General features: G+C 69.2%; 18 protein-coding genes. 5 read left to right on the top strand and 13 right to left on the bottom strand.

Features of this window, described 5'->3' with window-relative positions; genetic code table 11:
• Window positions 1-4: 4 nt before the first annotated feature.
• Both ctaD and TY25_RS05375 read right to left on the bottom strand, forming a co-directional pair.
• Window positions 5-1,789, bottom strand: coding sequence for an aa3-type cytochrome oxidase subunit I (gene ctaD / locus TY25_RS05380; protein WP_193125445.1), 1,785 nt, complete (start codon window positions 1,787-1,789; stop codon window positions 5-7).
• 216 nt (window positions 1,790-2,005) lie between these two features.
• Complete coding sequence (locus tag TY25_RS05375; protein ID WP_042254550.1) at window positions 2,006-2,239, bottom strand: hypothetical protein; 234 nt, start codon at window positions 2,237-2,239, stop codon at window positions 2,006-2,008.
• A gap of 233 nt (window positions 2,240-2,472) precedes the next feature.
• On the opposite strand from TY25_RS05375, the gene TY25_RS05370 reads away from it, so the two are divergent.
• Together TY25_RS05370 and TY25_RS05365 are read left to right on the top strand one after the other, a co-directional pair.
• The gene (locus TY25_RS05370) at window positions 2,473-3,303 is read left to right on the top strand and encodes a mycofactocin-coupled SDR family oxidoreductase (protein ID WP_042254548.1); all 831 of its coding nucleotides are present in this window, start codon (window positions 2,473-2,475) and stop codon (window positions 3,301-3,303) included.
• A gap of 120 nt (window positions 3,304-3,423) precedes the next feature.
• A complete protein-coding gene (locus tag TY25_RS05365) occupies window positions 3,424-5,403 on the top strand; it encodes a bifunctional copper resistance protein CopD/cytochrome c oxidase assembly protein (RefSeq protein WP_042254547.1) in 1,980 nt (659 codons plus the stop codon).
• Between the two features lie 22 nt (window positions 5,404-5,425).
• On the opposite strand, the gene TY25_RS05360 is transcribed toward TY25_RS05365, so the two are convergent.
• Together TY25_RS05360 and TY25_RS42430 are read right to left on the bottom strand one after the other, a co-directional pair.
• Window positions 5,426-7,708, bottom strand: coding sequence for a heavy metal translocating P-type ATPase (locus TY25_RS05360; RefSeq protein ID WP_042254545.1), 2,283 nt, complete (start codon window positions 7,706-7,708; stop codon window positions 5,426-5,428).
• A 10-nt stretch (window positions 7,709-7,718) separates the two neighbouring features.
• On the bottom strand, window positions 7,719-8,570 hold the full coding sequence (locus TY25_RS42430; protein ID WP_052382815.1) for a zf-HC2 domain-containing protein: 852 nt from the start codon (window positions 8,568-8,570) through the stop codon (window positions 7,719-7,721).
• Between the two features lie 3 nt (window positions 8,571-8,573).
• Between TY25_RS42430 and sigC the strand changes: the two genes are divergently transcribed.
• Window positions 8,574-9,140, top strand: a complete 567-nt coding sequence (gene sigC, locus TY25_RS42425; RefSeq protein WP_042254544.1) for an RNA polymerase sigma factor SigC — start codon at window positions 8,574-8,576, stop codon at window positions 9,138-9,140.
• Between the two features lie 176 nt (window positions 9,141-9,316).
• Entirely contained in the window at window positions 9,317-10,249 is a 933-nt protein-coding gene (locus TY25_RS05345; RefSeq protein WP_226887196.1) for a DUF1206 domain-containing protein, read from the top strand.
• 18 nt (window positions 10,250-10,267) lie between these two features.
• Here the strand turns inward: TY25_RS05345 and TY25_RS05340 are convergent, their stop codons facing one another.
• On the bottom strand, window positions 10,268-11,119 hold the full coding sequence (locus TY25_RS05340; RefSeq protein WP_042254542.1) for a helix-turn-helix transcriptional regulator: 852 nt from the start codon (window positions 11,117-11,119) through the stop codon (window positions 10,268-10,270).
• 87 nt (window positions 11,120-11,206) lie between these two features.
• On the opposite strand from TY25_RS05340, the gene TY25_RS05335 reads away from it, so the two are divergent.
• Window positions 11,207-11,989, top strand: coding sequence for an SDR family NAD(P)-dependent oxidoreductase (locus TY25_RS05335; RefSeq protein WP_042254540.1), 783 nt, complete (start codon window positions 11,207-11,209; stop codon window positions 11,987-11,989).
• Between the two features lie 12 nt (window positions 11,990-12,001).
• Here TY25_RS05335 and TY25_RS05330 read toward each other — a convergent pair whose 3' ends face one another.
• The 8 genes from TY25_RS05330 to scoE are packed head-to-tail and all read right to left on the bottom strand — an operon-like array spanning window position 12,002 to window position 22,471.
• Complete coding sequence (locus TY25_RS05330; RefSeq protein WP_042254538.1) at window positions 12,002-12,796, bottom strand: ABC transporter ATP-binding protein; 795 nt, start codon at window positions 12,794-12,796, stop codon at window positions 12,002-12,004.
• The gene (locus TY25_RS05325; RefSeq protein ID WP_081868676.1) at window positions 12,793-13,839 is read right to left on the bottom strand and encodes a FecCD family ABC transporter permease; all 1,047 of its coding nucleotides are present in this window, start codon (window positions 13,837-13,839) and stop codon (window positions 12,793-12,795) included. Before TY25_RS05325 ends, TY25_RS05330 begins: the two co-directional genes overlap by 4 nt.
• Entirely contained in the window at window positions 13,836-14,891 is a 1,056-nt protein-coding gene (locus TY25_RS05320) for an ABC transporter substrate-binding protein (RefSeq protein ID WP_042254534.1), read from the bottom strand. The genes TY25_RS05325 and TY25_RS05320 overlap by 4 nt, the downstream gene beginning before the upstream one ends.
• Window positions 14,885-19,324, bottom strand: a complete 4,440-nt coding sequence (locus TY25_RS05315; RefSeq protein WP_162184182.1) for a non-ribosomal peptide synthetase — start codon at window positions 19,322-19,324, stop codon at window positions 14,885-14,887. The genes TY25_RS05320 and TY25_RS05315 overlap by 7 nt, the downstream gene beginning before the upstream one ends.
• Window positions 19,288-19,524, bottom strand: coding sequence for a phosphopantetheine-binding protein (locus TY25_RS05310; RefSeq protein WP_042254531.1), 237 nt, complete (start codon window positions 19,522-19,524; stop codon window positions 19,288-19,290). The genes TY25_RS05315 and TY25_RS05310 overlap by 37 nt, the downstream gene beginning before the upstream one ends.
• Window positions 19,525-21,063: a long-chain-fatty-acid--CoA ligase gene (locus tag TY25_RS05305; protein ID WP_042254528.1), complete on the bottom strand. Its 1,539-nt coding sequence runs from the start codon at window positions 21,061-21,063 to the stop codon at window positions 19,525-19,527. It abuts the gene before it with no gap.
• Window positions 21,060-21,593 (bottom strand): FcoT family thioesterase, encoded by a 534-nt coding sequence (locus tag TY25_RS05300; protein WP_042254526.1) that lies wholly within the window; start codon window positions 21,591-21,593, stop codon window positions 21,060-21,062. The genes TY25_RS05305 and TY25_RS05300 overlap by 4 nt, the downstream gene beginning before the upstream one ends.
• A complete protein-coding gene (scoE, locus tag TY25_RS05295) occupies window positions 21,590-22,471 on the bottom strand; it encodes a (3R)-3-[(carboxymethyl)amino]fatty acid oxygenase/decarboxylase (RefSeq protein WP_226887197.1) in 882 nt (293 codons plus the stop codon). Before scoE ends, TY25_RS05300 begins: the two co-directional genes overlap by 4 nt.
• Window positions 22,472-22,626 lie beyond the last annotated feature (155 nt).

Raw genomic sequence — 22,626 nt, 5'->3', positions numbered from 1 at the left:
ACAATCAGTCGGCGTTGCCGGGCTCGCTGTCCGGTGCGCGCTTGGTCAGCTCGACCTTCTGGCTGACCGCGCGATCTTGGATGAGCGGGGTGCTGCGATGCCCGCCGCTCCATCCGACGCTCGCCTCGGTGCGCATCCGCTCGACCATGTGCGGGTAGTGCAGCTCGAAGGCGGGACGCTCGGACCGGATCCGGGGCAGCTCGTAGAAGTTGTGCCGCGGCGGCGGGCAGGTGGTGGCCCACTCCAGCGAGTTGCCGTAGCCCCACGGATCGTCCACCGTGACCACCTCGCCGTAGCGATAACTCTTGAACACATTCCAGATGAACGGCAGCATCGACGCCCCGAGGACGAATGCGCCGATGGTGGAAATCATGTTGAGCGTGGTGAATCCGTCGCCGGGCAGGTAGTCCGCGTAGCGGCGCGGCATGCCCTCGGCCCCTACCCAGTGCTGCACCAGGAAGGTCAGGTGGAACCCGACGAAGGTGGTCCAGAAGTGCCACTTGCCCAGGCGCTCGTCCATCATCCGGCCGGTCATCTTCGGGAACCAGAAGTAGATACCGGCGAAGGTGGCGAAGACGATGGTGCCGAACAGCACGTAATGGAAGTGCGCCACAACGAAATACGAGTCGGTGACATGGAAGTCCAGCGGCGGCGACGCGAGGATGACGCCGGACAGACCGCCGAAGAGGAAGGTCACCAGGAACCCGAGCGACCACAGCATCGGCGTCTCGAAGGTCAACTGACCGCGCCACATCGTGAAGATCCAGTTGAAGAACTTCACCCCGGTAGGCACCGCGATCAGGAAGGTCATCAGCGAAAAGAACGGCAGCAGTACCGCTCCCGTGGCGTACATGTGATGTGCCCACACCGCCACCGAGAGCGCGCCGATCGAGATCGTCGCGTAGATCAGCGCGGTATAGCCGAACAGCGGTTTGCGGCTGAACACCGGGAAGATCTCGGTGACGATGCCGAAGAACGGCAGCGCGACGATGTACACCTCGGGGTGCCCGAAGAACCAGAACAGGTGCTGCCACAGCAGCACGCCGCCGGTGGCGGTGTCGTAGATGTGCCCGCCCAGGTGCCGATCGATCGCGAGTGCGAACAGCGCCGCGGTGAGGATCGGAAAGGCAAGCAGCACAAGGATGCTGGTGATCAGGATGTTCCAGGTGAAGATCGGCATCCGGAACATGATCATGCCGGGCGCGCGCAGGCAGATGATCGTGGTGATCATGTTGACGCCGCCGAGGATGGTGCCGAGGCCGGACAGGATCAACCCCATGATCCACAGGTCGCCGCCCGCGCCGGGCGCGTGCTCGAACGTGCTGAGCGGTGTGTAACCGGTCCAGCCGAAATCGGCGGGCCCGCCCGGCGTGAGGAAGCCCGCGGTCGCGATGCTCGCGCCGAACAGATACAGCCAGTAGCTGAACGCGTTGAGACGGGGGAAGGCTACGTCGGGCGCGCCGATCTGCAAGGGCAGCACGGCATTTGCGAAGCCGAACACGATCGGCGTCGCGTAGAACAGCAGCATGATCGTGCCGTGCATGGTGAACAGCTGGTTGTACTGCTCGGTCGAGAGGAACTGCAACCCGGGCCGGGCCAGCTCGCCGCGCATCAGCAGTGCCATCAGGCCGCCGATGAAGAAGAAGGTCATCGCGGTGACCAGGTACATGACCCCGAGCACCTTGGGATCGGTGGTCGTGATCATCTTCCAGAGGTAGGAACCCTTCGGCCCGGTGCGGGCCGGATACGGTCGAGTCGCCTGAAGTTGTTCGGTCTGCGTCACACTCACGGCCGCCGCCACCTCCCGAACCGGGGTTCACCTACGGCCGGCGGGACCGGCCTGAGTCAACGTAACCATGTGACGGCGGTCTCACGCCACCCCTTGATCGACTTTGCCGAAGGTTAGCGGCTGCACGGCGAATAGCGGGCTCCTACTTGGTATTTGCTGTCAAGGGGAGCGATCGGCGCGACACGGTGGCGATAGGCCACCCGCATCAGCGAGTGGTCAGAGCTCGAGCGGGTCGCGGATGATGATGCCTTCGACGGCGCGCAGCCGATCGGTCATGGTGGCCAGCAGATCGATCGAGTCGGTCGAGAGACCGACCGCGGTGTGGATCAATCTGCGCAGCAGCGGGCTGGCCAGCGCGCTGGCCACGCTGATGTCGTGGTCGATCGGTGTGCTGCCGAGTGGTCGAACGAGCTGGTCGAGATCCACGGTGAAGTACTCACAATCGGTCATCTGGCCCCCTGGGACCATTGTGGGCGCGCTGGGCCGCGCGCCGGAGCGTTGTGCGGTCGGCGAGTTCGATCGCCTGATGCTGCTGCGCACAACGCACTCCCTTCGTCGCTGCATCGACCCAGAACGTTTCGTCCGGTTTTCCGGACGACGGACGGAAAACGACAACGATGCCCCGGGCGGACATGCAACGATGAGGGGCGGCCGAACAATACCGATCTGGTGAGGGGCCCGGCATGGGGACACTGGACGACAGGGTAGCGGTGATCACGGGTGGTGCCCGAGGTCAGGGCCGGGCGCATGCGCTGGCGCTGGCCACGGCGGGCGCGGACATCGTGATCTGCGATATCGCCGAACAGATCGCCGGCCTGCACTATCCGCTCGCCACCCCCGATGACCTGGCCGAAACCGCGAAGCTGGTGGAGGAGACCGGGCGGCGGTGTGTGCCGCTGCGGGCCGACGTGCGCAGCCAGGCCGAGATGAACGCGGTCGCCCAGCGTGCCATCGATGATTTCGGTCACATCGACATCCTGATCGCGAACGCGGGCATCGCCTCCAATTCGCCGCTCGCGCAGATGGGCGAGCAGATGTGGCAGGACATGATCGCGGTCAACCTCGGCGGCGTCTTCCACAGCTTCCGCGCGGTGGTGCCGCACATGATCGAGCGCCGCTGGGGTCGCGTCGTCGCCACCTCGTCCATCGTGGCGCGGATGGGCGTGCGCAACGCCGGCCATTACGCGGCGGCGAAGTGGGGCGTGCTCGGCCTGGTGAAATCGCTGGCGCTGGAGGTGGCCGAGCACGGCATCACCGTCAACGCGATACTGCCCGCCGGCGTGGACACCGACATGATCCAGAACCCGGCCACGTATCAGATGATGTTGCCGGACAAAGAGAATCCCACCCGCGAAGACGTGCTGGAGATGTTCGCCTCGGGTCCGCCCAACGGTGATCTGATCGCGCCCGCCGAGGTCGCGGACGCGGTCCTGTTGCTGGTGTCCGAGCACGGCAGGCACTTCAACGGCGAGGCGTTGACCATCTCCGGCGGCATGAGCGCCGGCACCGTCTGACGGCCTGCCCGCCCGGCGGTTCGTGAGCTGGCTCATACTTGGCGCGCTGCCGGAACTTTCCCTTCCGCGTATCCGACCGGTCCTGCGAGACCTGTTGTAGGTGCGTGGACTTTTCAGAGGATGGTGGACTTCAACGTGCAGGTGAAACCCTCGACAGTCCACCTGATCCGGTTCGTCACCGCGGTCGTGCTGCTCGCCGTCGTCATCGGCTCGGTGGTCGAGGCGGGCGAACTGCCCTATCGGGCGGCGGGCACCGCCTATCCCGGATTCGCCGACGTCCTCGGGTACGTGCTGCTGCGGGTCGCCGCCGAGCTGGCCGGTGCGACCGCGCTCGGCGCGCTGGTCTACGCGGTGTGCTGTACCGCGGTCACCGGACGCGGCCGCCTCGATGTCGACGGGTACGCCGGTCTCCGGCTCGCCGAGCGCGCTGGGCTGGTGTGGTTGCTGTCCGCGCTGGCGCTCATCCCGGTGACCGCGGCGAATATCGGCGGCATGACGGTGTCGGGTGTCTTCCGGCTCGGCGCGCTCGGGGCGCTGATCGACGCCAGCGAGAAGCCGAAGGCGTGGATCGTGGTCGCCGTGCTCGCCGCGGTGGTGACACTGGGCGCGCGAATCATGTTGTCCTGGAACAGCGCGGCGGTGCTGCTGCTGGTGGCGGCGATCGCCGTGCTGCCGCCCGCGATGGTCGGCAACGCGGGGGAGGGCCCGAACCACGACTACGGCACCGGCGCGATGATCATCTTCCAGCTGGCCGTGTCGGTGCTGCCCGGTCTGCTGTGGTGCGTCGCGGAACACGTACGCAGGCAAGGCGAACACGTGGGCACGGCGGTGCGCCGCAGCGCGATCATCGGCTTGCTGTGTGTGCTCGCCGCCGCGCTGAGCGGCTTGGTGCTGTGGCTGATCCTGCTGCCCTGGTCGGCGGTGTTCAGCACCGGTTACGGCAGGCTCGCCCTGCTGGTCGGCGCGGCCGGTGTGGGACTCGCGCTCGTCCTGCGGTTCGTGTTCGCGCGCCGCACCGCGCCGCCCACCCGCCGGACGGCGCTGCTGATCGCCTGCGGCGCAGCGCTTTCCACGGTGGCGCTGGGTGTGACCGTGGCCATGGCGGTGCAGCCCGCACCCGCCTTCGCCGATCGGTCGTTCACCGCGCAGGAGGTGTTCCTCGGCTTCGACCTGTTCGATCCGCCGAATGTCGCACGGCTGCTGACCCTCTGGCGGTTCGACCTGGTGATCGGCACCGCGGCGGTGGCCGGAATCGTGCTCTACGTGATCGGCGTCGTACGCCTGCGCCGGCGTGGTGACGCCTGGTCGCGGTGGCGGACGCTGTCCTGGGTGAGCGGTTGTGCCGCACTGCTCATCGCGACCTCGTCGGGCATCGGCACCTACGGCTTCGCCATGTTCAGCATGCACATGATCACGCATATGGCGTTGAACATGTTCGTACCGGTGCTGCTGGTGCTCGGCGCGCCGGTGACCCTGCTGCTGCGCGCCGTCCCCGCGGTGAAGCGCGGGGAGGTGCACGGGGTCCGGGAATGGGTACTGGCCCTGCTGCATTCGCGGCCGACCGCGATCATCGCGCACCCCGCGACAGCGCTGACCCTGTTCGTGATCTCGCTCTACGGGCTGTATTTCACGCCGCTGTTCGAGAGCCTGATCCGCTACCACTGGGGGCACGTGCTGATGAACGTGCACTTCCTGATCGTCGGCTACCTCTACTACTGGGGCATCATCGGCATCGATCCGGGCCCGCGCCGCCTGCCACATCTGGGCAGGCTCGGGGTGTTGTTCGCGGTCATGCCTTTTCACGCGTTCTTCGGTGTCGCCGTGATGTCGATGAACACGGTCATCGGGTCGCGGTTCTACACCAACCTGCAGTTGCCGTGGCACATCGACCTGCTCGCCGATCAGCGGATGGGTGGTGGCATCGCCTGGGTCTCCGGCGAGGTCCCGGTGCTGCTAGTGGTCGGCGCGCTGCTGACGCAGTGGGCGGCGCAGGACCGCCGCACGGCGGTCCGCACCGACCGCAAGGACGACGAGTACCGCGACTCGGACCTCGAGGCCTACAACGCCATGCTGGAGAAACTGGCCCAGACCCGGCGCTGAGCCCGGCGAAACCGGTTCGGGCTCACCGCGCGAAACGCACCTTGCGCAGTCGCAAGCTGTTCGACACCACGAAGAACGACGAGAACGCCATGGCCGCACCGGCGATCAGCGGATTGAGGAAGCCAAGTGCGGCAACCGGAATGGCGAGCACGTTGTAGCCGAACGCCCACACCAGGTTGCCCTTGATGGTGCGTAATGTGGCGTGCGCCAACTCGATCGCGTCGGCGACCGCGCCCAGATCCTCGCGGACCAGGATGACGTCGGCGGCTGCGATCGCGACGTCGGTGCCCGCACCGATCGCCATGCCGAGGTCGGCGGTGGCCAGCGCCGCGCCGTCGTTGATGCCGTCGCCGACCATCACCACCCGGTGCCCCTGCTCCTGCATGCGGGCGATCAGCTCGACCTTGCCCTCCGGAAGCAGTTCGGCGACCACCTCATCGATGCCGATCTCGTCGGCCACCGCCTGCGCGGCGAAGGCGTTGTCGCCGGTGAACATCAGAACGCGCAGCCCGAGCCGGTGCAGCCGGGCGATCGCCGCCGCCGCGGTGTCCTTGACGGTGTCGGCCACCGCGACGACCGCGACGGCCGCACCGTCCACCGCGACGAGTACCACGGTGCGCCCGGACTTCTCCTGTTTGCGCACCGCGCGCTGGGATTCCTGCGGGATCTCGATGCCCTGATCGTCGAACAGCCGCGTCCGGCCGACCAGCACCGTGCGCCCGTCGACGACGCCGCGTGCGCCCAAACCCGGTAGCGCTTCGAAGGATTCGACGGCGGGCAGCTCGTCGTCGAGCTGCTCGCGGGCGTAGCGGGTGATCGCGGCCGCGACCGCGTGCTCGGAGGCCGCCTCCACCGCACCGGCCCACCGCAGCACCTCGGCGACCGCGTACGGCGCGTGTTCGGTCACCGCGACGACGCTCATCGCGCCGTTGGTCACGGTGCCGGTCTTGTCCAGCACCACGGTGTCCACGTCGCGGGTGGCCTCCAGGGCCTGGTGGCCTTTGATGAAAATGCCCAGCTGCGCACCGCGTCCGGACGCCACCATCAGCGCGGTCGGAATGGCCAGCCCCAGCGCGCACGGGCAGGCCACCACCAGCACCGCCAGCGCGGCCGCGCCCGCACGATCGGCGCCTGCGCCGGCGATCAGCCAGATCACGAACGTCAGCGCGGTGATCAGGAAGACGAACGGCACGAACACCGCCGACACCCGGTCGGCGATGCGCTGCATGCGCGCCTTGCCGGTCTGCGCCTCTTCGACGAGCCGGATCATGCCCGACAGTTTCGTATCCGCGCCCACCGCTGCGGCTTCCACGATCAGCCGTCCGGTGAGCGCGGTGGTGCCGCCGATCACGGCCATGCCCGCGTGCACGTCGACCGGGATCGACTCACCCGTCATCGCGCTGGCGTCGACACTCGATTCGCCCGACACGACCAGGCCGTCGGTGGCGATGGTCTCGCCCGGACGCACCACGAAACGCTGGCCTTCGACGAGTTCGCCGATGGGAACCCGCATTTCGCGACCGTCCCGGGTCAGCACGGTCACCTCGCGAGCGCCGAGCGCGGCCAGCGCCCGCAGCGCGCTGCCCGCCGACCTTTTGGCCTTGGCCTCGAAATACCGCCCGGCCAAGACGAATGCGGTGACGCCCGCCGCGACCTCCAGGTAGATCGCGTCGCTCGCCCAGATCGCCGCCCAGACGCCGTCGGGCGCGGGGCCGGATCTGTTCGGGTGCAAGAACATGGTGTCCAGCGACCACAGCGTCGCGGTGAGCACACCGACCGAGACCAGCGTGTCCATGCTGGCCGCACCGGCTTTCGCGTTGGCCAGCGCCTTGCGATGGAACGGCGCCGCCGACCACACCACCACGGGCAGCGCCAGCACCGTGAGCACCACCTGCCAGCCGGTGAACCGGGTCGAGGGGATGGTGGCGAACATCACCGACAGATCGGCCAGCGGGAAGAACACCATCAGCGCGACCACCAGCCGGCGCAGCAGGCTGCGGACCTCCGCGTCCTCCGGGGCGGCGCTGGTCGCCTCGGCGCGGTCGGTCACCGGCGCGGCGCCGAAGCCGATCGCGTCGACCTCGGCGCAGAGTTGTTCGGCGGCGATGCCCGCCGCGGCGTCGATGGTGGCGATGCCGGTGGCGTAGTTCACCGAGGCGGTCACGCCGTCGACCTTGTTGAGTTTGCGCTCGATCCGATTCGCGCACGCCGCGCAGCTCATGCCGGTGACGGCGAGCGAGATGCGAGTCGGTTCGGTGGCTGCGGCAGGCTGATCGGGTCGAAGCTGGTCGAGCTCGATGGTCATGAAAGTCCGTTCACGCGGCGGGATCTTGGGTGGAACGCAGGTGGCCGAGGCGACGGCCGAACTGGGCGCCCGGCGGCAACACCAGATCGGCGGGTGCCCGATCGCTGGCCGGTGGCGAGGTTTCGGGGCGGCGGGTGCGGTGCACGACCACGACCAGGGCCAGCGCGACGACGAGCACGCCGTGCGAGAGCACCCGCGAGACCGGCACCACGCCGGAGTACAGGTCCGCCACGACGAACGCGCTCAACGCCGCGACCAGCACGCCCAGCACCGGAAGCACACCGGAGGCGGCGTGCGGGCGCAGCGCGCAGTAGAGGAATCCGATGCCGATGGCCAGGCTCCACGCGGTGCTCTCGTTGAGCAGATGCCGGGTCGTCTCGGCCCCGTGGTGATGGCTCATGCCGAAGTCGATCCCGGCGAGCTGCGCCAGGCCCAGCACGCATTGCAGGACACCGAGCGCACCGAGCGCGACACGCGCCCATCCGGCGCCTGTGGCGAACGTGACACCGCGCGCCCAGGGCACGGCCGCGCGCCACCGCGACAGTCGCGCGCGGTCCGGCCGCTCCAGCTCGGCGGCGGCGAAGATCGCGTCCGTCAGATCGGGCGCGTACGACGAGGTGTCGCGCAGCCGTTTCGAGGTCTCGACGGCGGCGACATACCAGGAACAGCACTCGCCGCACTGCTCGAGATGCTCGTCCACGCGCGCCGCGGGAACGGTCTCCCGTTCGCCGTCGATCCGGGCGGACAGGGCCGTCCGGCACTCTTTGCACTCCACGTCCAGATTGTCGTCTACGGGGCCGCCGAAGTTCCCCGGGGTCGCTCGCCGGTTGTCGAGGCCGCCGTGGCGGCGGTTATTGTTCACCTCATGCCCACCCCCGCCGAGGACGACGAGACCACCCGCCTGGCATTGGCGGCGGCTCGCGGCGACCGGCGGGCGTTGGAGAGCTTCATCCGCGCCACGCAGAAGGACGTGTGGCGGTTGCTCGCCCACCTGACCGAGGTCGGCCGGGCCGACGACCTGACCCAGGAGACCTACCTGCGCGCGCTCGGCAGCATCAAGCGTTTCGAGGGCCGCGCCAGCGCGCGCACCTGGCTGCTGTCCATCGCGCGCCGGGTGGTGGTCGATCAGGTGCGGATGGCGGTGGCGCGGCCGAAGATCGCGCACGGTGTGGACTGGGCGGCCGCGGCCGACCGTCAGGTCTCGCGCCGCGACGGCCTCGCCGAGATCGTCGAACTGAACCTGCTGCTCGACGACCTCGCCCCCGAACGCCGGGAGGCGCTCGTGCTCACCCAGGTCCTCGGCCTGTCCTACGCCGAGGCCGCCACCGTGTGCGGCTGCCCGGTCGGCACGGTCCGTTCGCGCGTCGCGCGTGGTCGTGAAGATCTGGTCGCCGCAACCCGATTCGGCATCCGGCGCAGCGCCAACGGCTGAGCCGCCCGGCGGCTGCCTCGTCTTGTCTCGCCCGGGATCTGTTGGCCGGGAACAACCTTCGATTCGCTCGCCATGACTCCGGATGGCCCGCACCGGCTCCGGCCGCCCGAATTCGCACCGCACCGTGTCAATTCCGGCGAAGTGGGCATTACCGGCGGTGAAGAAGCGAGGCAATCATGAGTATTTTTCGCAGTGCGAACACGTATCGACGGCGGGACCGCATCGGCACGCGGCGTGGCTGGGGCCGTTCACGCGGCTACGGCGACGGCGGGCGGTCCTGGGGCCGCCGGTCGCAGGATTGGCGTCGGCGCAGGTCCGCGAGTTCGGGTGGGCTGGAAGCCGCCGCGCGTTTCGGCTTCATCGCCCGCGGTATCGCCTACCTCGCGATCGGCATCATCGGGTTCATGCTGGCGATCGGCACGGCCGAACACGAGCCGGACGGCGGCGGTGCGCTGGCGGCGATCGCGAGCAAACCACTCGGGTATCTGCTGCTGTGGATTCTCGTCTTCGGTTTCGCCGCCCTGGTGGCGTGGCGGGTCACCCAGGTGGCCAGTGCCCGGCGGACCTACTCGGGGGGACACCGGCTTTACGCCGCGCTCTCCGGAATCGTCTATGCCCTGGCTTTTTTGGGCACCCTGCGGTACGTCGTACACGGCCGGACGCCGAAACCGAGCGATGCCATCGCCCGTGACCTGACCGCCCGGATCCTGAGCTGGGACGGCGGCCAGGTGGTCGTGCTGCTGCTCGGCCTGGCCGTCATCGCCTTCGGGATCTGGCAGACCGTGCGCGGCCTGCGCCTGGAATTCGTCGACGATCTGCGCATGGGCTGGATGACGCACGGCTCGCGCCAGGCCGCGATCTGGCTCGGCCGCATCGGTTACGTCGCGCGCGGTGTCGTCGTGCTCGGTATCGGGCTCGCCGCCGTCGTCGCGGCGTTGAACTATGACCCGGCCGAGGCCAAGGGCATCGACGCGGTGCTGCGCGATTTCGCCGAAATGCCGTTCGGCCCTTGGCTGCTCATTCTGGTAGCGCTCGGCCTGATGGCATTCGGCGCGCTGTCCTTCCTGGAAGCCAAGCACCGCCGCACCTATGGCGGTGTCCCGGTCTGAGCGCCGGATCGGTACGGCTCAGCGGGTGGCGTCCATCCGCTGCGTCCCGATCACCGACAGCAGGCGCAGTGCCTCCTCGGCGGAAGATCCCGGTGCGGCGGTATAGATCACGACGCGCTGATCCCGGTCGGAGATGTCGAGGACGTCGCAGTTGACGGCGACCGGGCCGACCAGGGGATGGTCGAAGATCTTGCAGAGCGTGGGTTTCGCGCAGACGTCATGAGCGGTCCACAGCGCCTCGAATTCCGCACTGCCCGTGCGGAGTTCGTGCACCAGCTCGACCACCTCGGGATCGTCGGGGTAACGGGCCGCAGTGGCGCGCAGGATGTGGGCCGCGCTGCGCGCGAATTCGTCGGCGTCGGACACTCCGTACAACCGCCGCCCCGCCACCTGCGGGCCGAGGAAGGCGCGGCGCACCAGGTTGCGGTCGCGGCGCGAGAGCGCGGAGAAGTCCTCCATCAGAGCGGCGGCCAGATCGTTCCACGCGATCACCTCGTAGGTGGCCGACAGCACGACCGCGGCCGCCTGCGGCAGCCGCTGCAGCAGATCGAGGATGCTCTGCCGGACTTCGCGCGACGGACCGGCGGCGGGGCCGGGCGGTGCGCCCGCCAGGTGGTGCAGGTGGTCGCGCTCGGCGTCCGAGAGCCGTAACGCCCGGGCCAGCCCCGCCAGCACCTCGCGCGACGGACGCGGACCGCGAGCCTGTTCCAAGCGCGTGTAGTACTCGGTGGAGATGAAGGCCAGCTGCGCGGCCTCCTCGCGGCGCAGGCCGGGCGTGCGGCGGCGGGAGCCCGCGGGCAGTCCCACGTCGGCCGGGGTGATCCGCTCCCGTCTGCTGCGCAGGAAGTCCGCGAGTTCTCGTCTGTCCACGCCTCCAGTGTGCTCGAGCGCCGTCGTGCCGAGCCAGGTACACCCGGTACCTGGCTCGGCCGCGGGCACGGCCCGAGGGTTGACGCCATGGACAACACACAGATCGCCGGAGCGGGTCTTCTGACCGGCAAGGTCGCTTTCGTCACAGGTGCCGGACGCGGGATCGGCGCGGCCGCAGCTCGGCTGTTCGCCAAGGAGGGAGCCCGGGTGCTGCTCGCGGCGCGGACCGAGACGCAGCTCGAAGCGGTGACCGAGGACATCGCCGCGGCGGGCGGCACGGCCGGCTACGTGGTGTGCGACCTCGCCGATCCGGCCGCCGTACGGGCCGCCGTCGCGCACACCGTCGATCGGTACGGGCGGCTCGACGTCGCCTTCAACAACGGCGCGGCCGGCGTGCCGCCCGGCCCGATGGACCGGGCGCGGGAAGCCGACTTCGACCACGTCTACGACGTGAACCTGAAGGGCACGTGGGTGGCCATGGTCGCCGAGATCGAAGCCATCCGGGCCACCGCGGGCACGGGAGCGATCGTCAACACCTCGAGCGTCGGCAGCCTGATGGGCAACCCCGAACTTCCGGCCTACGGTGCCACGAAGGCGGGGGTCAACAGCCTCACCGCGAGCGCGGCCGTCACGTACGGCCCGGAAGGCATCCGCGTCAACGCCATCGCGCCGGGCACCACCTCGACGGAGATGCTGCACGACTGGGATGCGCAGTCCCCCGGCGTCATCGAGCGGCTCAACGCCGGCACGCCGCTGCGCCGGGCCGCCGACCCCGACGAAATCGCCCAGGCCGCAGCCTGGTTGCTCAGTGACCGGGCCTCCTACGTCACCGGCACGGTGCTGCGCGTCGACGGCGGCATGCGCGCCTGAGCCGCGGCGGTCTCAGGGATCGGCCAAAGGCTTTGCCGCATAGTGCAATCGAATGACGCCGTCGTCGTGGCGGGCGGTGCTGGCGAGCACGCCGAAGACCTTGCGGAGCAGGGCGGGGGTCATCACGTCGAGCACCTCGCCCGCGGCGACGACCGCGCCGTGATCGAGCACGACCAGCTGATCACAGTGGCGGACCGCGAGATCCAGCTCGTGCAGGACGGCGAGGGTGGTGATGCCGGTCGAGCGGATCAGGTCGAGCAGCTCGAATCGGGCGCGGACGTCGAGGTGATTGGTCAGTTCGTCGAGCACCAGCAGCCGGGGCTGCTGCGCCAGCGCCCGGGCGAGCAGCACGCGCTGGCGTTCACCGCCGGAGAGGGAACCGATGGTGCGCTCGGCGTAGGCGGTGACGCCGGTGCGCGCCATCGCGTCCGTGACGGCCAGTTGGTCGGCCGCGGTGTCCCTGCTGAACAGCGAGTGGTGCGGATTACGGCCCAGCCGCACCACCTCGTGCACGGTGAGTTCGGTTGCTCCGGAACCGTTCTGCAGCACCGCCGCGGTGGTGCGGGCCGCGGCCCGGATCGACATCGCACCGATATCGGCACCGTCGACGGCGACGACGCCGCTGCTGGGTGCCAGGGAGCGATAGATCGTGCGCAGCAGGGTGGTCTTACCGCTGCCGTTCGGACCGACGATGCCCACCACCGCCCCGGGCGCCGCGTGCAACGTCACCCCGTCGAGCACCGCGACCTCGCCGAAGGTGACCCGTATACCGGTCACCGACAATTCGGCGGCCGGTCGCGCGCTCATTGCAGACCGCCGTTGCGCCGCAGCAGCCACAGGAAGAACGGCGCGCCGAACGCCGCCGTGAAGATGCCGAGCGGCAGCTCGTTGGGTGCGTCGACCGTGCGCGAAAGCAAGTCCACCGCAACCAGATACGTGGCCCCGATCAGTGCGGACAGGGGTAGCACGCGCCGGTGGTCCAGGCCGAACGCCAGCCGCACCACATGCGGAATCACCAGGCCGACGAAGCCGATCCCGCCCGCGGCGGCGATCAGGACGCCGGTCAACAGCGCGGAGAGCACGAGCAACAGGATCCGCAGCGTCCGCACGTCGACGCCCAGCGCGGTCGCCTGCTCGTCACCGGTGCCGAGCACGTTGAGCCGCCGCCCGAACGCCAGCACCACCACCACGGTCACCAGCACGACCACGGTGACCGGGCCGAGCCGATCCCACCGCGCCCCCGCCACGCTGCCCATCGTCCAGAACATCACCGTGCGCAGCTCGTTCGGCGTCGCGCGCAGTTGCAGATAGTTCGTGGCCGCCAGCAGCAGATAGCCCACCGCCACACCCGCGAGGACCAGTCGAGTGGGCGCCAGCCTGCCGCGCTGCTGGCCGAGCAGGAACACCACCGCGATGGTGGCGATCGCGCCGCAGAACGCCGCGGTGGACACCCCGACGCCGCCGAGTGCGCCGCCCGCGGTGACGATCACGAGGACCGCGCCGAGCGAAGCCCCCGACGACAGGCCGAGCACGTACGGGTCCGCCAGCGGATTGTTCACCAGCGCCTGCAGTATCACGCCCGCCACCGCGAGTCCGCAGCCGCACAGCGCGGCCAGCAGTACCCGTGGCAGCCGATAGCTCCAGACGATCTGATCGACGGTGAAGCCGACATCGGCTGTCCTACCGGACAAATGGGCAACGATCACGCGGCCGGTGTCGGCTGCGGAAACGGTCACCGACCCCACGGCGATCGATAGCACCAGCACCGCAAGCAGCACCGCGGCCGCGCCACCCAGCGCGATCGGCAGCGGCACCCTGGCCAGTGGCGGCCGGGCGCTGGCCCGCGTCACCGGAACTGCTCGGGGTGCACCAGCTTCGCGATACGCGCCACCGCCACGTCGTTGCTCGGGCCGAGGTAGATCGAATCCGCCAGTACCGCATAGCTTCCGGTGGCCGTGGCCGGCCACTGTGGGAACTGAGCGAGAATCCTTTTCGCGACCGCGTCGATATCGGGGCTGCGGTAGTTCACCACGACCAACCCGTCGATGGGCGTCGCGGCGAGCTGCTCCTTGCTGATCGTCACGAAGGTGGTGCCGTCGGTCCGCTCGAACGGATTCACCCCGCCCGCTTTACCGATGACGTCGTTCCAGATGCCACCGGCCGCGATCGCCGAGAAGTCGGAATTATCGCCGCCCATGCCCATCCCGGCGAAGACGAGCAGCACGTTCTTCTTCGGCTGCCCGGCCACCCGGGCGGTGGTCGCCGCGATGGCGCGCTGCGAATCGGCGATGAGCCGATCGGCCCGGCCCGGCACGTCGAAGATGGCCCCGAGGTCGCGCAGCAGGGCGTAACTGTCCTCGATCGTCGGTGTGCCGGTGACCGCGCCCGTGACACCGCAGTTGGCCCTGGGCACATAGGTATTCGCACCGGCCGCCGCCAGCTCGTCCCTGGTGGCGAAGCCCTGGTCGGCGGCGAAACCGCCCCCGCCGGTGGAGATCACGAGATCGGGCCGCTGGTTCAGCATGGCCTCCCGGGGAATGTCCTGCAGGCTGTTCGGGGTGATGTTCCCGGTGGGGAGCGCATCGATCGCGGCGGCGCGCCCGGGCACGTCGGAATTGCCGTAGGACTGGGCGTTTGCCACCACCCGGTCGGCCACGCCGAGTGCGAGCAGCGCCGACACCTCGCCGACCGAACCGCCGTTCATCACCACGACGCGTTTCGGGGCCGCGGTGAACGTGTAGCTCTTTCCGCAGTTCTCCAGGGACAGCGGGTATTTCGTGATTCCTTCGGTCGCCGCGGACGCGGGCCGGGTATCGGTGGCATCGGTCACCGACGTGGTGCAGGCGGTCGCGGCGAGCACGCTCGCCGCGAGTACCGGCAGCAGTGCGTGTTTGATCAGCATGGGTGCCTCTTCGATGGTTGCGCGCCGGCCGGGACCGCGGGCGGCGGGAGGAAACGGGTCCGAATCAGGTAGTCGACGCCGGCCCGCACCGCGGACAGCGAATCCGGTTGCGGTAGGGCGGCATCCGTCAGGGCGGCGCGAGTATTCGTGCGGCTGTAGCGGACGGCGGCACCCGGCCGTGCCAGATGTGCGGCGTGCGCGCGGGCGATGGTCAGGGTGTGATCGCCCTGCGCCGAAGCCTGATCCGCCAGTGCGGTCAAACGGTTGTGCCAGTCCGTCGCGGGGACGGTGGCGATCGGATAGCCGGATTCGCGCAGCACCGCGACGATCGCCGCGAAGGGCAGCGGCTGCTCGCTGGTCAGATGGAACGTCCGACCGACGGCCCGGTGCGTGACCAGGTGGGCGATGGCGGCGGCCACCCGATCCACCGGGACCACGTCCACCGTGCCCGTCCGATACAGCTCGTCGGGGACCGCCTCGAGCACGACCATCGCGCGCAGCAGGCTCCAGAACGCGTCGTCCGGGCCGGACGCGCCGGTCCCGGAGTGTCCGCCGATCCGGCCCGGCCGGGTCACCGTCACCGGCACACCGCGCGCGGCGGCGGCATACAGCAGCCCCTCCGCCACCCACTTGCTCGCGACATAGCCGTTGGGCGGCAGCGACGTCGCGGCCACCCGGCGGTCCTCGCTCAGCACCGCCGGATTTCCGTCGACCGCGAAGGCGGTGTCGACCGAGGAGACGAAATGCACCGAGGTGGCGGTGCCGGTGCAGGCCAGCCGCAGAATGCGCGCGGTCCCTTCGACATTCGCCGGACGCAGCCTGGCGTAGGGCTCGAAGTGATGGACACGAGCGCCGTTGTGCACGATGGTGTCCACGGTGTCGGCCAGCTCCCGGTAGCGCTCGGTGGACAGGCCGAGCAGTGGCTCGGCGAGATCGCCTGCGAGCGGGATGATCCGGGATTCGTGCCGGGCAGATCCAGGGCGCGACAGATCTGCCGGGCGCGGTGTATCCGCCCGGTCGCGAAGTCCGTAGCGTGCGAGGGCGTCCCGGAGCCGGGTCGTCGCGGCAGCGTCGTCCTGCGCTCGGACGAGGCAGTACACCCGCAGGTCGGTGTGTTCCAGCAGCGCTGCGAGCAGGAACGCGCCGAGGAATCCGGTCGCACCGGTGAGTAGCGCGACCCGGGGCGCGGTCGAAGGTTCGCCGATCGCGACGAGGTCGTCGACCAGGTGCACGTCCGCCTCTAGATCGGCCGTGCTCCAGTGCAATTCATCGAATGATCGGCCCGACCCGAGCCGCTCGGCCAACCCGGCGACGGTCGGTGTGTCGAACATGGTGCGCAGATCCCAGCGCACACCGAAGGCGGCCCGCACCCCGTTGAGCACCCGGGCCGCGCGCAGCGAATGCCCACCGCGCGCGAAGAAGTCCTCGTCGATGCCGACCGAATCGAGCTCGAGCGCCTCGGCGAACAACCGCACCAGCGTCCGCTCCGCGGGCGTCCGTGCGGGCCGTTCGGCGGCAGCGGCGGCCGGCGGTGCGGGCAGCGCCGCCCGGTCCAGCTTGCCGTTGGCGGTGTGCGGCAGGCGCTTCAGCTCGAGATATATCGACGGCACCATGTAGTCGGGCAGTCGTGCCGCGAGGTGCAGGCGCAGCGTGCGCGGGTCCGGCAGCGCGGCGCCCGTGGCGGGCACCACATAGGCGACGAGCACCTCCGCGTGTATCCGCACCGCCGCGCCGCCGACGCCGGGGTGGGCGGCCAATGCGGCTTCGACCTCGCCGACCTCGATTCGATAGCCGCGCAACGACATCTGGGTATCGCCGCGTCCGAGGTAGTCCAAGCTCCCGCTAGGCTGCCGGCGCACCAGATCGCCGGTGCGATAAAGCCGCCCGCCCGTCGGATCGAACGGGTCCGCGACGAATCTCGCGGCCGTAGTGCCGGATTCGCCGAGGTAGCCCTGTCCGACGGGTAGTCCGCCGACGTACAGTTCGCCCACCACCCCGGGCGGTACCGGCCGCAGCGCTCGGTCGAGCACGTGGCATTGCCCGTTGCTGATCGGCCCGCCGATGGACGGCGCGGCGTGCGCGGCGATCGTGGTCCAGCTGGCGTCGACGGTGCACTCGGTCGGTCCGTAGAGGTTGTAGACCGAGACCTCCGGCTCGGCGCGCAATTCGGACCACAGGGCCGCGTCGGTCGCCTCGCCGCCGAGCGCGAGCACCCGGGGCCGGTGCGGCCCGGCGAGCAGTCCTGCCGCGAGCAGCTCGCGCGCGAAAGTCGGTGTGATATCGAGGAAGTCGATGCGTTGCGCGCGGATGTAGCGGACCAGCGCGTCGGGGTCGCGGCGCAGCTCGTCATCGATGACATGCAGTTCGTGGCCCGCCAGCAGCCAGAGCAGGCCCTCCCACGCGGTATCGAAGGTCATCGACGCGGTGAGCGCCGCCCGCATCCGCCTGCCACCGCACGCCGCCACCGCGGGTTCGATCAGCTGCTCGCGATGATGGTGGTAGAGGTTCCGGACGGATCGGTGCGAGATCACCGTGGCTTTGGGTGTGCCCGTGGTGCCGGAGGTGTGGATCACCCACGCCGGATGATCGGGATGCAGGAGCGGCGTGACATGCTCCGCGGTGGCCGCAGCGAGGTCATCGACCAGCACCGCTCGATCGGCGAGTGTGGCGGGGAGCAGGGAAGCCAGTGCGGTCGTGGTGAGTATTGCGCCGAGTTCGGTTCGGCTGCAAAGCCCGTCGAGCAGCAGGGCGGTGCGGGCGGCGGGTTGCCCCGGGTCCAGCGGCACATAGACCGCACCGCAGGCCAGCACCGCGAAGACCGCGGCGATAGCGTCGCCGGTGCGCGGGAGCAACACCGCGACGGTGCTGCCGGGACGCGTCCCCGCCGCCGTCAGCGCGGCCTGCAATCGCTTTGTCCGCGTGGCGAGTTCGCCGTAGGACAGGGTTTCCCGGTGCCCGTCGCCACCGGTGGCGACGATCGCCGTCGCCGTTGTCGACCGCAGGGTTTGCGCTGCCAGCACCTCGTGCACCGGGTTCTCCGGCCACCGGCGATCAGGCCCACGACTGTCGATGTGCAGTGCTGCTCGTTCGCCCGGCAGGAACAGATCGATCGCGTCGAGCGGGCGGTCGGGCTCGGTCAGCACGCGACGCAGGAATGTGGTGAATCGCCGCAGATGAGTGGCGAGTTCGGCGGCGGTATAGGAGCCCGGATGACCGTCGAGGTACAACGTGGGTGCGTTGCCGTCGCCGCGGTCGTAGAGGTTGAAGACCAGATCGTCGATCATCCCGGCGGTGACGTTGTGCACCGTGCTGGTGCACGCGCCGAAGCGCAGGTCGTAGTCGAACAGCATGATGTTGACCGAGGGCCCGTACATGCTGCGATCGGTGCCGACCAGACCAAGGTCGCGCCGCACCTGCTCGCTCCGGTACCGCTGGTGGCGCCGGCCCCGTACCAGGTCGCGGGCGACCCGGCCGGTGAGCGTGGTCAAGGTGGGCTCGCCCGCGAATTCGGTCCACAGCGCGACGCCGTTGAGCGTCATACACGGCACCCGCAGTGCGGGAGTACCGGTGCGCAGCATGACCGGCAGCGCGAGGCATACCTCGGTCGCTCCGGTCATCCGGTGGACGTAGGCGGCGATGGCCGTGGTGAGCACGTCGGTCCAGTTCGCGCGGGCGGTCTCGGCGACCCGGCGCAACAGCGCGACCGTCTCGCCGTCCAGCGCGGTGAACTCCCGCAGTGTCCGGCCGGCGGTGCTCGCCGCGTGCGGGGTGGCCCCGGACAGTGTCACCGGGGCCGGGCGGTCGCCGAGGTAGTCGAGCCAGTACGCCCGGTCGCGCTCGATCTCCGGTGATTCGGCATACGCGGCGTCCGCCGCGATCACCGCGTCCCAGGATCCGAAAGCATAGGGGGGCGTGGGCGTTCCGGTGACGCGCGCGGTGTACAGCTCCGCGACGCGGCGCGCGATCAACGCCATGCCGTAGCCGTCGAGCAGGATGTGGTGCACGCGGTGGTACCAGAGGGTGCGGTGTGGCGTGAGCCGGAAGATGATGTGCGCGAACAACTCGTCGCCGGTGAGGTCACGCGGCTCGGCGACGTCTCGGTCCATCAGTGCGCGGGCGGCCGCCAACGGATCCGGCGCGTCCGAGACGTCCACCACCCGCACGGCCTGATCCGGCGTGTGCTCGACCTGGCGCGGGCCGTCGGCCACGAAGCGGGTCCGCAGTACTTCGGTCTCGGCTACCGCGTCGCCGACGGCCGCCACCAGTGCGTCCAGCTCGAGCGGGCCGGAAATATCCACGTACTCGGCGATATTGAACGCCGACGAAGCCGGGTCCAGTTGCTGGCCGAGCCAGACGCCGAGCTGGGCGGCGGTGAGCGGCCGACCCTGTGGCGAACTCACCGTACCGGCCGCGGCGCGAGCAACGGCCACCACGCGGCGAGGGTGGGCTGCTCGGCCAGATCGACGAATGCCGGTGCGGCGCCGCGCTTCTTCCACCGTTCGATGAGTCCCATCAAGCGCACCGAGTCCAACCCGGCGGCGAACAGGTCCTCGGTGTCGGTGAGCTCGTCCGGTTCGAGATAGAGCACGTCGGCGATGTCCGCGCGCACCGCGGCATAGGTCAGCGGTTCCATTCAGTTCACCTGTCTGTCCCGCTCGGCCCAGAACCGATCGCGCAATTGCCAGCGCATGATCTTGCCGCTGGGATTGCGGGGCACGGCGGCGATCAATTCGAAGCGGGCCGGGATCTTGAACCACGCCAAGTGTTCCCGGCAGAACGTCATCAGCTCACGCACCCGCACCTCCGTGCCGGGCCGGCACGCGACGAAGGCGTGCACAGATTCGCCGAACACGTCGTCCGGTACACCGATCACCGCCGAATCCGCGACGGCCGGATGTCGGGCGAGGACGTTCTCGATCTCGGCGGGATAGATGTTCTCGCCACCCACGATGATCATGTCCTTCAACCGATCTCGGATATAGAGGTAGCCGTCGGCGTCGACATATCCGGCGTCGCCGGTGTGGATCCAGCCGTCGATCAGCGTCTGGCTCGTGGCCTCGGGCAGCTGCCAATAGCCGAGCATGGCGGCGGGGGAGCGCAGGCAGATCTCGCCGACCTCCCCCGGCGGTCGCGGCGTCCCGGCGGCGTCGATGATCCGCACGGACACACCGGGATACGGCCGGCCCGCGGCGCCCAGCCGGGGATTGCCCGGCACATGATCCCGCGGCGGCAGGCAGATCGCGGTGTTCCCGGTTTCGGTCAGGCCGTAGATCTGCGCGAACTCGGCGTCGAATAGCTCGAGCGCCTCGCGCAATAGGGTCTCGGAAATCGGTGACCCCCCATAGACCACCTTGCGCACCGACTCGACCGCCGCCGGGCTGATCGCGGGCTCGGACATGATTAGCCGCAGCATCGACGGGACGACACACATGGTGGTGATCCCGGTCTGTGCGATCAGTGTCAGCGCGGTGCCGCTGTCGAACCGCGGCATCGCGACATTGGTGACGCCCGCCGCGAAACCCTGCATGGCCCACCAGATTCCGCCGACGTGGAAGCCGGGAATGCCGATCAAACTGCGGTCGCCCGCGCGGAAGTCGATCCAGTCCAGCCCCGCGTCGGCCAGCGCGTCGGCGATGGCGAAGAAGCTGCGCTGCGCCAGCACAACGCCTTTGGGCAGGCCGGTGGTGCCGCTGGTATAGAGCTGGATCACCGCATCGTCGCGGCCGCCGACCGAGGCGTCCGGCGCCAGCTCGACGGGACCGGCCAGCCAGCTCGCGAACTCGTCGCCGCCCAGGTCGACGATGCGGGCGTGCGGCGCGGCGGCCCGCGCGATCTGCGCGGAGTCGGCGTCGACCAGCACGACCGTGCTGCCCGAGTCGCCGATGATGTGTTCGACCTCCGGCGCGGTCAACCGGAAATTGATCGGGACCAGGACCGCCGCGAGTCGCGCGCAGGCGAACAACAGCGCGTAGTAGTCGACGGATTCCTTGCCCAGATAGGCCACTCTGCTGTCCGCGGCGATGCCGGCGGCGTGCAACGCGCGGGCGAGCCGGATGCTGTCGGCGCGCAGCTGTGCGTAGTCGAGTTCTCTTCCGGCACAGCAGATCGCGGCTGTTTCGGGGCGGTGCGCCGCGTGCTCTTCCAGAATCGAAGTCAGCGTGCGATCACTCATCGCGCGGCTCCCAGTACACGGGCCTCTTCGACGACCGCCAACCGGACGACGCCCGTACAGTGGCCGCCGCCGTCGTCCCAGCAGCGGAACGAGGTGTCCAACGCGGTGAACGGCGCGCCGTCGAGCGAGCTCGTGCGCTCCCGGCTGCCGTCGAGGGTGAACTCGCCGGAGAACCGCCGTGGGTCGATCGGCCTGCGGAAATCGCTGTGGAAGCGGGTGATCAGGATGTCCGGCAACTGGCGCCGCCAGAAATCGTCCATCGTCCACCCGGCGAAGACCCCGAGCTGCTCCCGCACCATGACCGCGATGGTCTGATAGAGCATCTGGTTGTAGCAGATGTTCACCTCGACCGAGTTGAGGTGGCCGGTCGCGTCGATATAGCAAGAGTCGGGGATCTCGAAAGTTGCGGTGGCGGTGACCTTCTCGCCCGACCGAACCTCGAGCCTGCGCAGATAGCGGCAGTGCGGCTTGTAACAGTGCAGCACCTGCGCCAGCAGCAACGGATCGTCCGGGAACACCCGATCGGTCATGCCGGCACGCCCGGTTCGTCGTCGTAGACGGTGACCCGATGCGAGACCGCGGGCTCGGCGGTGGCGTTGTGCAGCGCCCGGTGCACCATGGCGCGGTTGTCCCAGATCAGCAGGTCGCCCCGCTCGAAGGTCTGCAGCCGGATCGCCGAATGCGTGCAGGTCTCGTCGAGTTGGCCGGTGACACTGAGCAATTCGCGCAGCAGGTCGGGCCGGTCGGTCCCGTCCGCGCCGGTGATCGAGGTGGTGAAGCCCTCGCTGATATACAGCACCGGCTCCCCGGTATGGGGGTGCGGATGCACCGTGGGCAGGTGCACCGGCGGGGTTTTGGCCTCGATTTCGGCGAGCACCTCGGAAATGGGCCGATAGACATCGCTCGGCCGGATCTTGAAGTAGCGGGCCACGCTGTGGGTGGCGACCGTGTCCGTGAGTTCGCGCTGCAATGCGGGGCTGAGCCCACGATAGGCGGCGACCAGGTCGAGGAAGTAGGTGCCCCGGCTGTGCTGGGGCACCACCTGGGGCAGAATGAAGGTCAGGTCGAACGGGCGGGGCATGAACCCGTAGTCCGAATGCCAGAACTTCCCGGTCTTGGGCACGCCGACCCGCTGCGGACCGGTATCGACATTGGACGATACGAATACCTCGGGCACCTCGGGGTGGTGGTAGATCGGCTCGTAGTACCGCACCGGTTCGCCGAAACCGCTTGCCAGCGCGAGGAATTGGTGCGGGTCGAGGTTGTCGACGCCCTTGAGCACGGCGATGCGCTCGCGGTACACCGCCCGCTTGACCGCACGGATGTCTTCCTGCGATGCGGGGTCGAAGTCCTCGACCACCACACCGAAATCTCCCTGCGGGCTGATCCGCATGGCTGTTCGCTGCATGACCACTTAGTCGGCCCACTACAGCCGGTAGTTCCCGGCAATTTCGACCGATTCGTCCCGTCGGGTGCGGTTGCTGTGACCTGGCCGACAGTCGATGATCAACGGTTGCGTGGCCCGTCGGCTGCCGCTAGCGTCCTTCCGCGGTGGGCGGCCAT

The organism is Nocardia brasiliensis NBRC 14402, assembly GCF_000308475.2.
Classification (GTDB): domain Bacteria; phylum Actinomycetota; class Actinomycetes; order Mycobacteriales; family Mycobacteriaceae; genus Nocardia; species Nocardia brasiliensis.
The sequence above is the reverse complement of the archived record's forward strand: the minus strand, read 5'-3'. Positions and strand labels throughout refer to the sequence as shown.

Coding starts and splice junctions, on each gene's coding strand:
- TY25_RS05365 (WP_042254547.1), top strand. CDS start 3,424: ATGGTGGACTTCAACGTGCAGGTGAAACCCTCGACAGTCCACCTGATC.
- TY25_RS05335 (WP_042254540.1), top strand. CDS start 11,207: ATGGACAACACACAGATCGCCGGAGCGGGTCTTCTGACCGGCAAGGTC.
- TY25_RS05320 (WP_042254534.1), bottom strand. CDS start 14,891: ATGCTGATCAAACACGCACTGCTGCCGGTACTCGCGGCGAGCGTGCTC.
- TY25_RS05360 (WP_042254545.1), bottom strand. CDS start 7,708: ATGACCATCGAGCTCGACCAGCTTCGACCCGATCAGCCTGCCGCAGCC.
- TY25_RS05370 (WP_042254548.1), top strand. CDS start 2,473: ATGGGGACACTGGACGACAGGGTAGCGGTGATCACGGGTGGTGCCCGA.
- TY25_RS05345 (WP_226887196.1), top strand. CDS start 9,317: ATGAGTATTTTTCGCAGTGCGAACACGTATCGACGGCGGGACCGCATC.
- scoE (WP_226887197.1), bottom strand. CDS start 22,471: ATGCAGCGAACAGCCATGCGGATCAGCCCGCAGGGAGATTTCGGTGTG.
- TY25_RS05330 (WP_042254538.1), bottom strand. CDS start 12,796: ATGAGCGCGCGACCGGCCGCCGAATTGTCGGTGACCGGTATACGGGTC.
- TY25_RS05300 (WP_042254526.1), bottom strand. CDS start 21,593: ATGACCGATCGGGTGTTCCCGGACGATCCGTTGCTGCTGGCGCAGGTG.
- TY25_RS05310 (WP_042254531.1), bottom strand. CDS start 19,524: ATGGAACCGCTGACCTATGCCGCGGTGCGCGCGGACATCGCCGACGTG.
- TY25_RS05305 (WP_042254528.1), bottom strand. CDS start 21,063: ATGAGTGATCGCACGCTGACTTCGATTCTGGAAGAGCACGCGGCGCAC.
- TY25_RS05375 (WP_042254550.1), bottom strand. CDS start 2,239: ATGACCGATTGTGAGTACTTCACCGTGGATCTCGACCAGCTCGTTCGA.
- sigC (WP_042254544.1), top strand. CDS start 8,574: ATGCCCACCCCCGCCGAGGACGACGAGACCACCCGCCTGGCATTGGCG.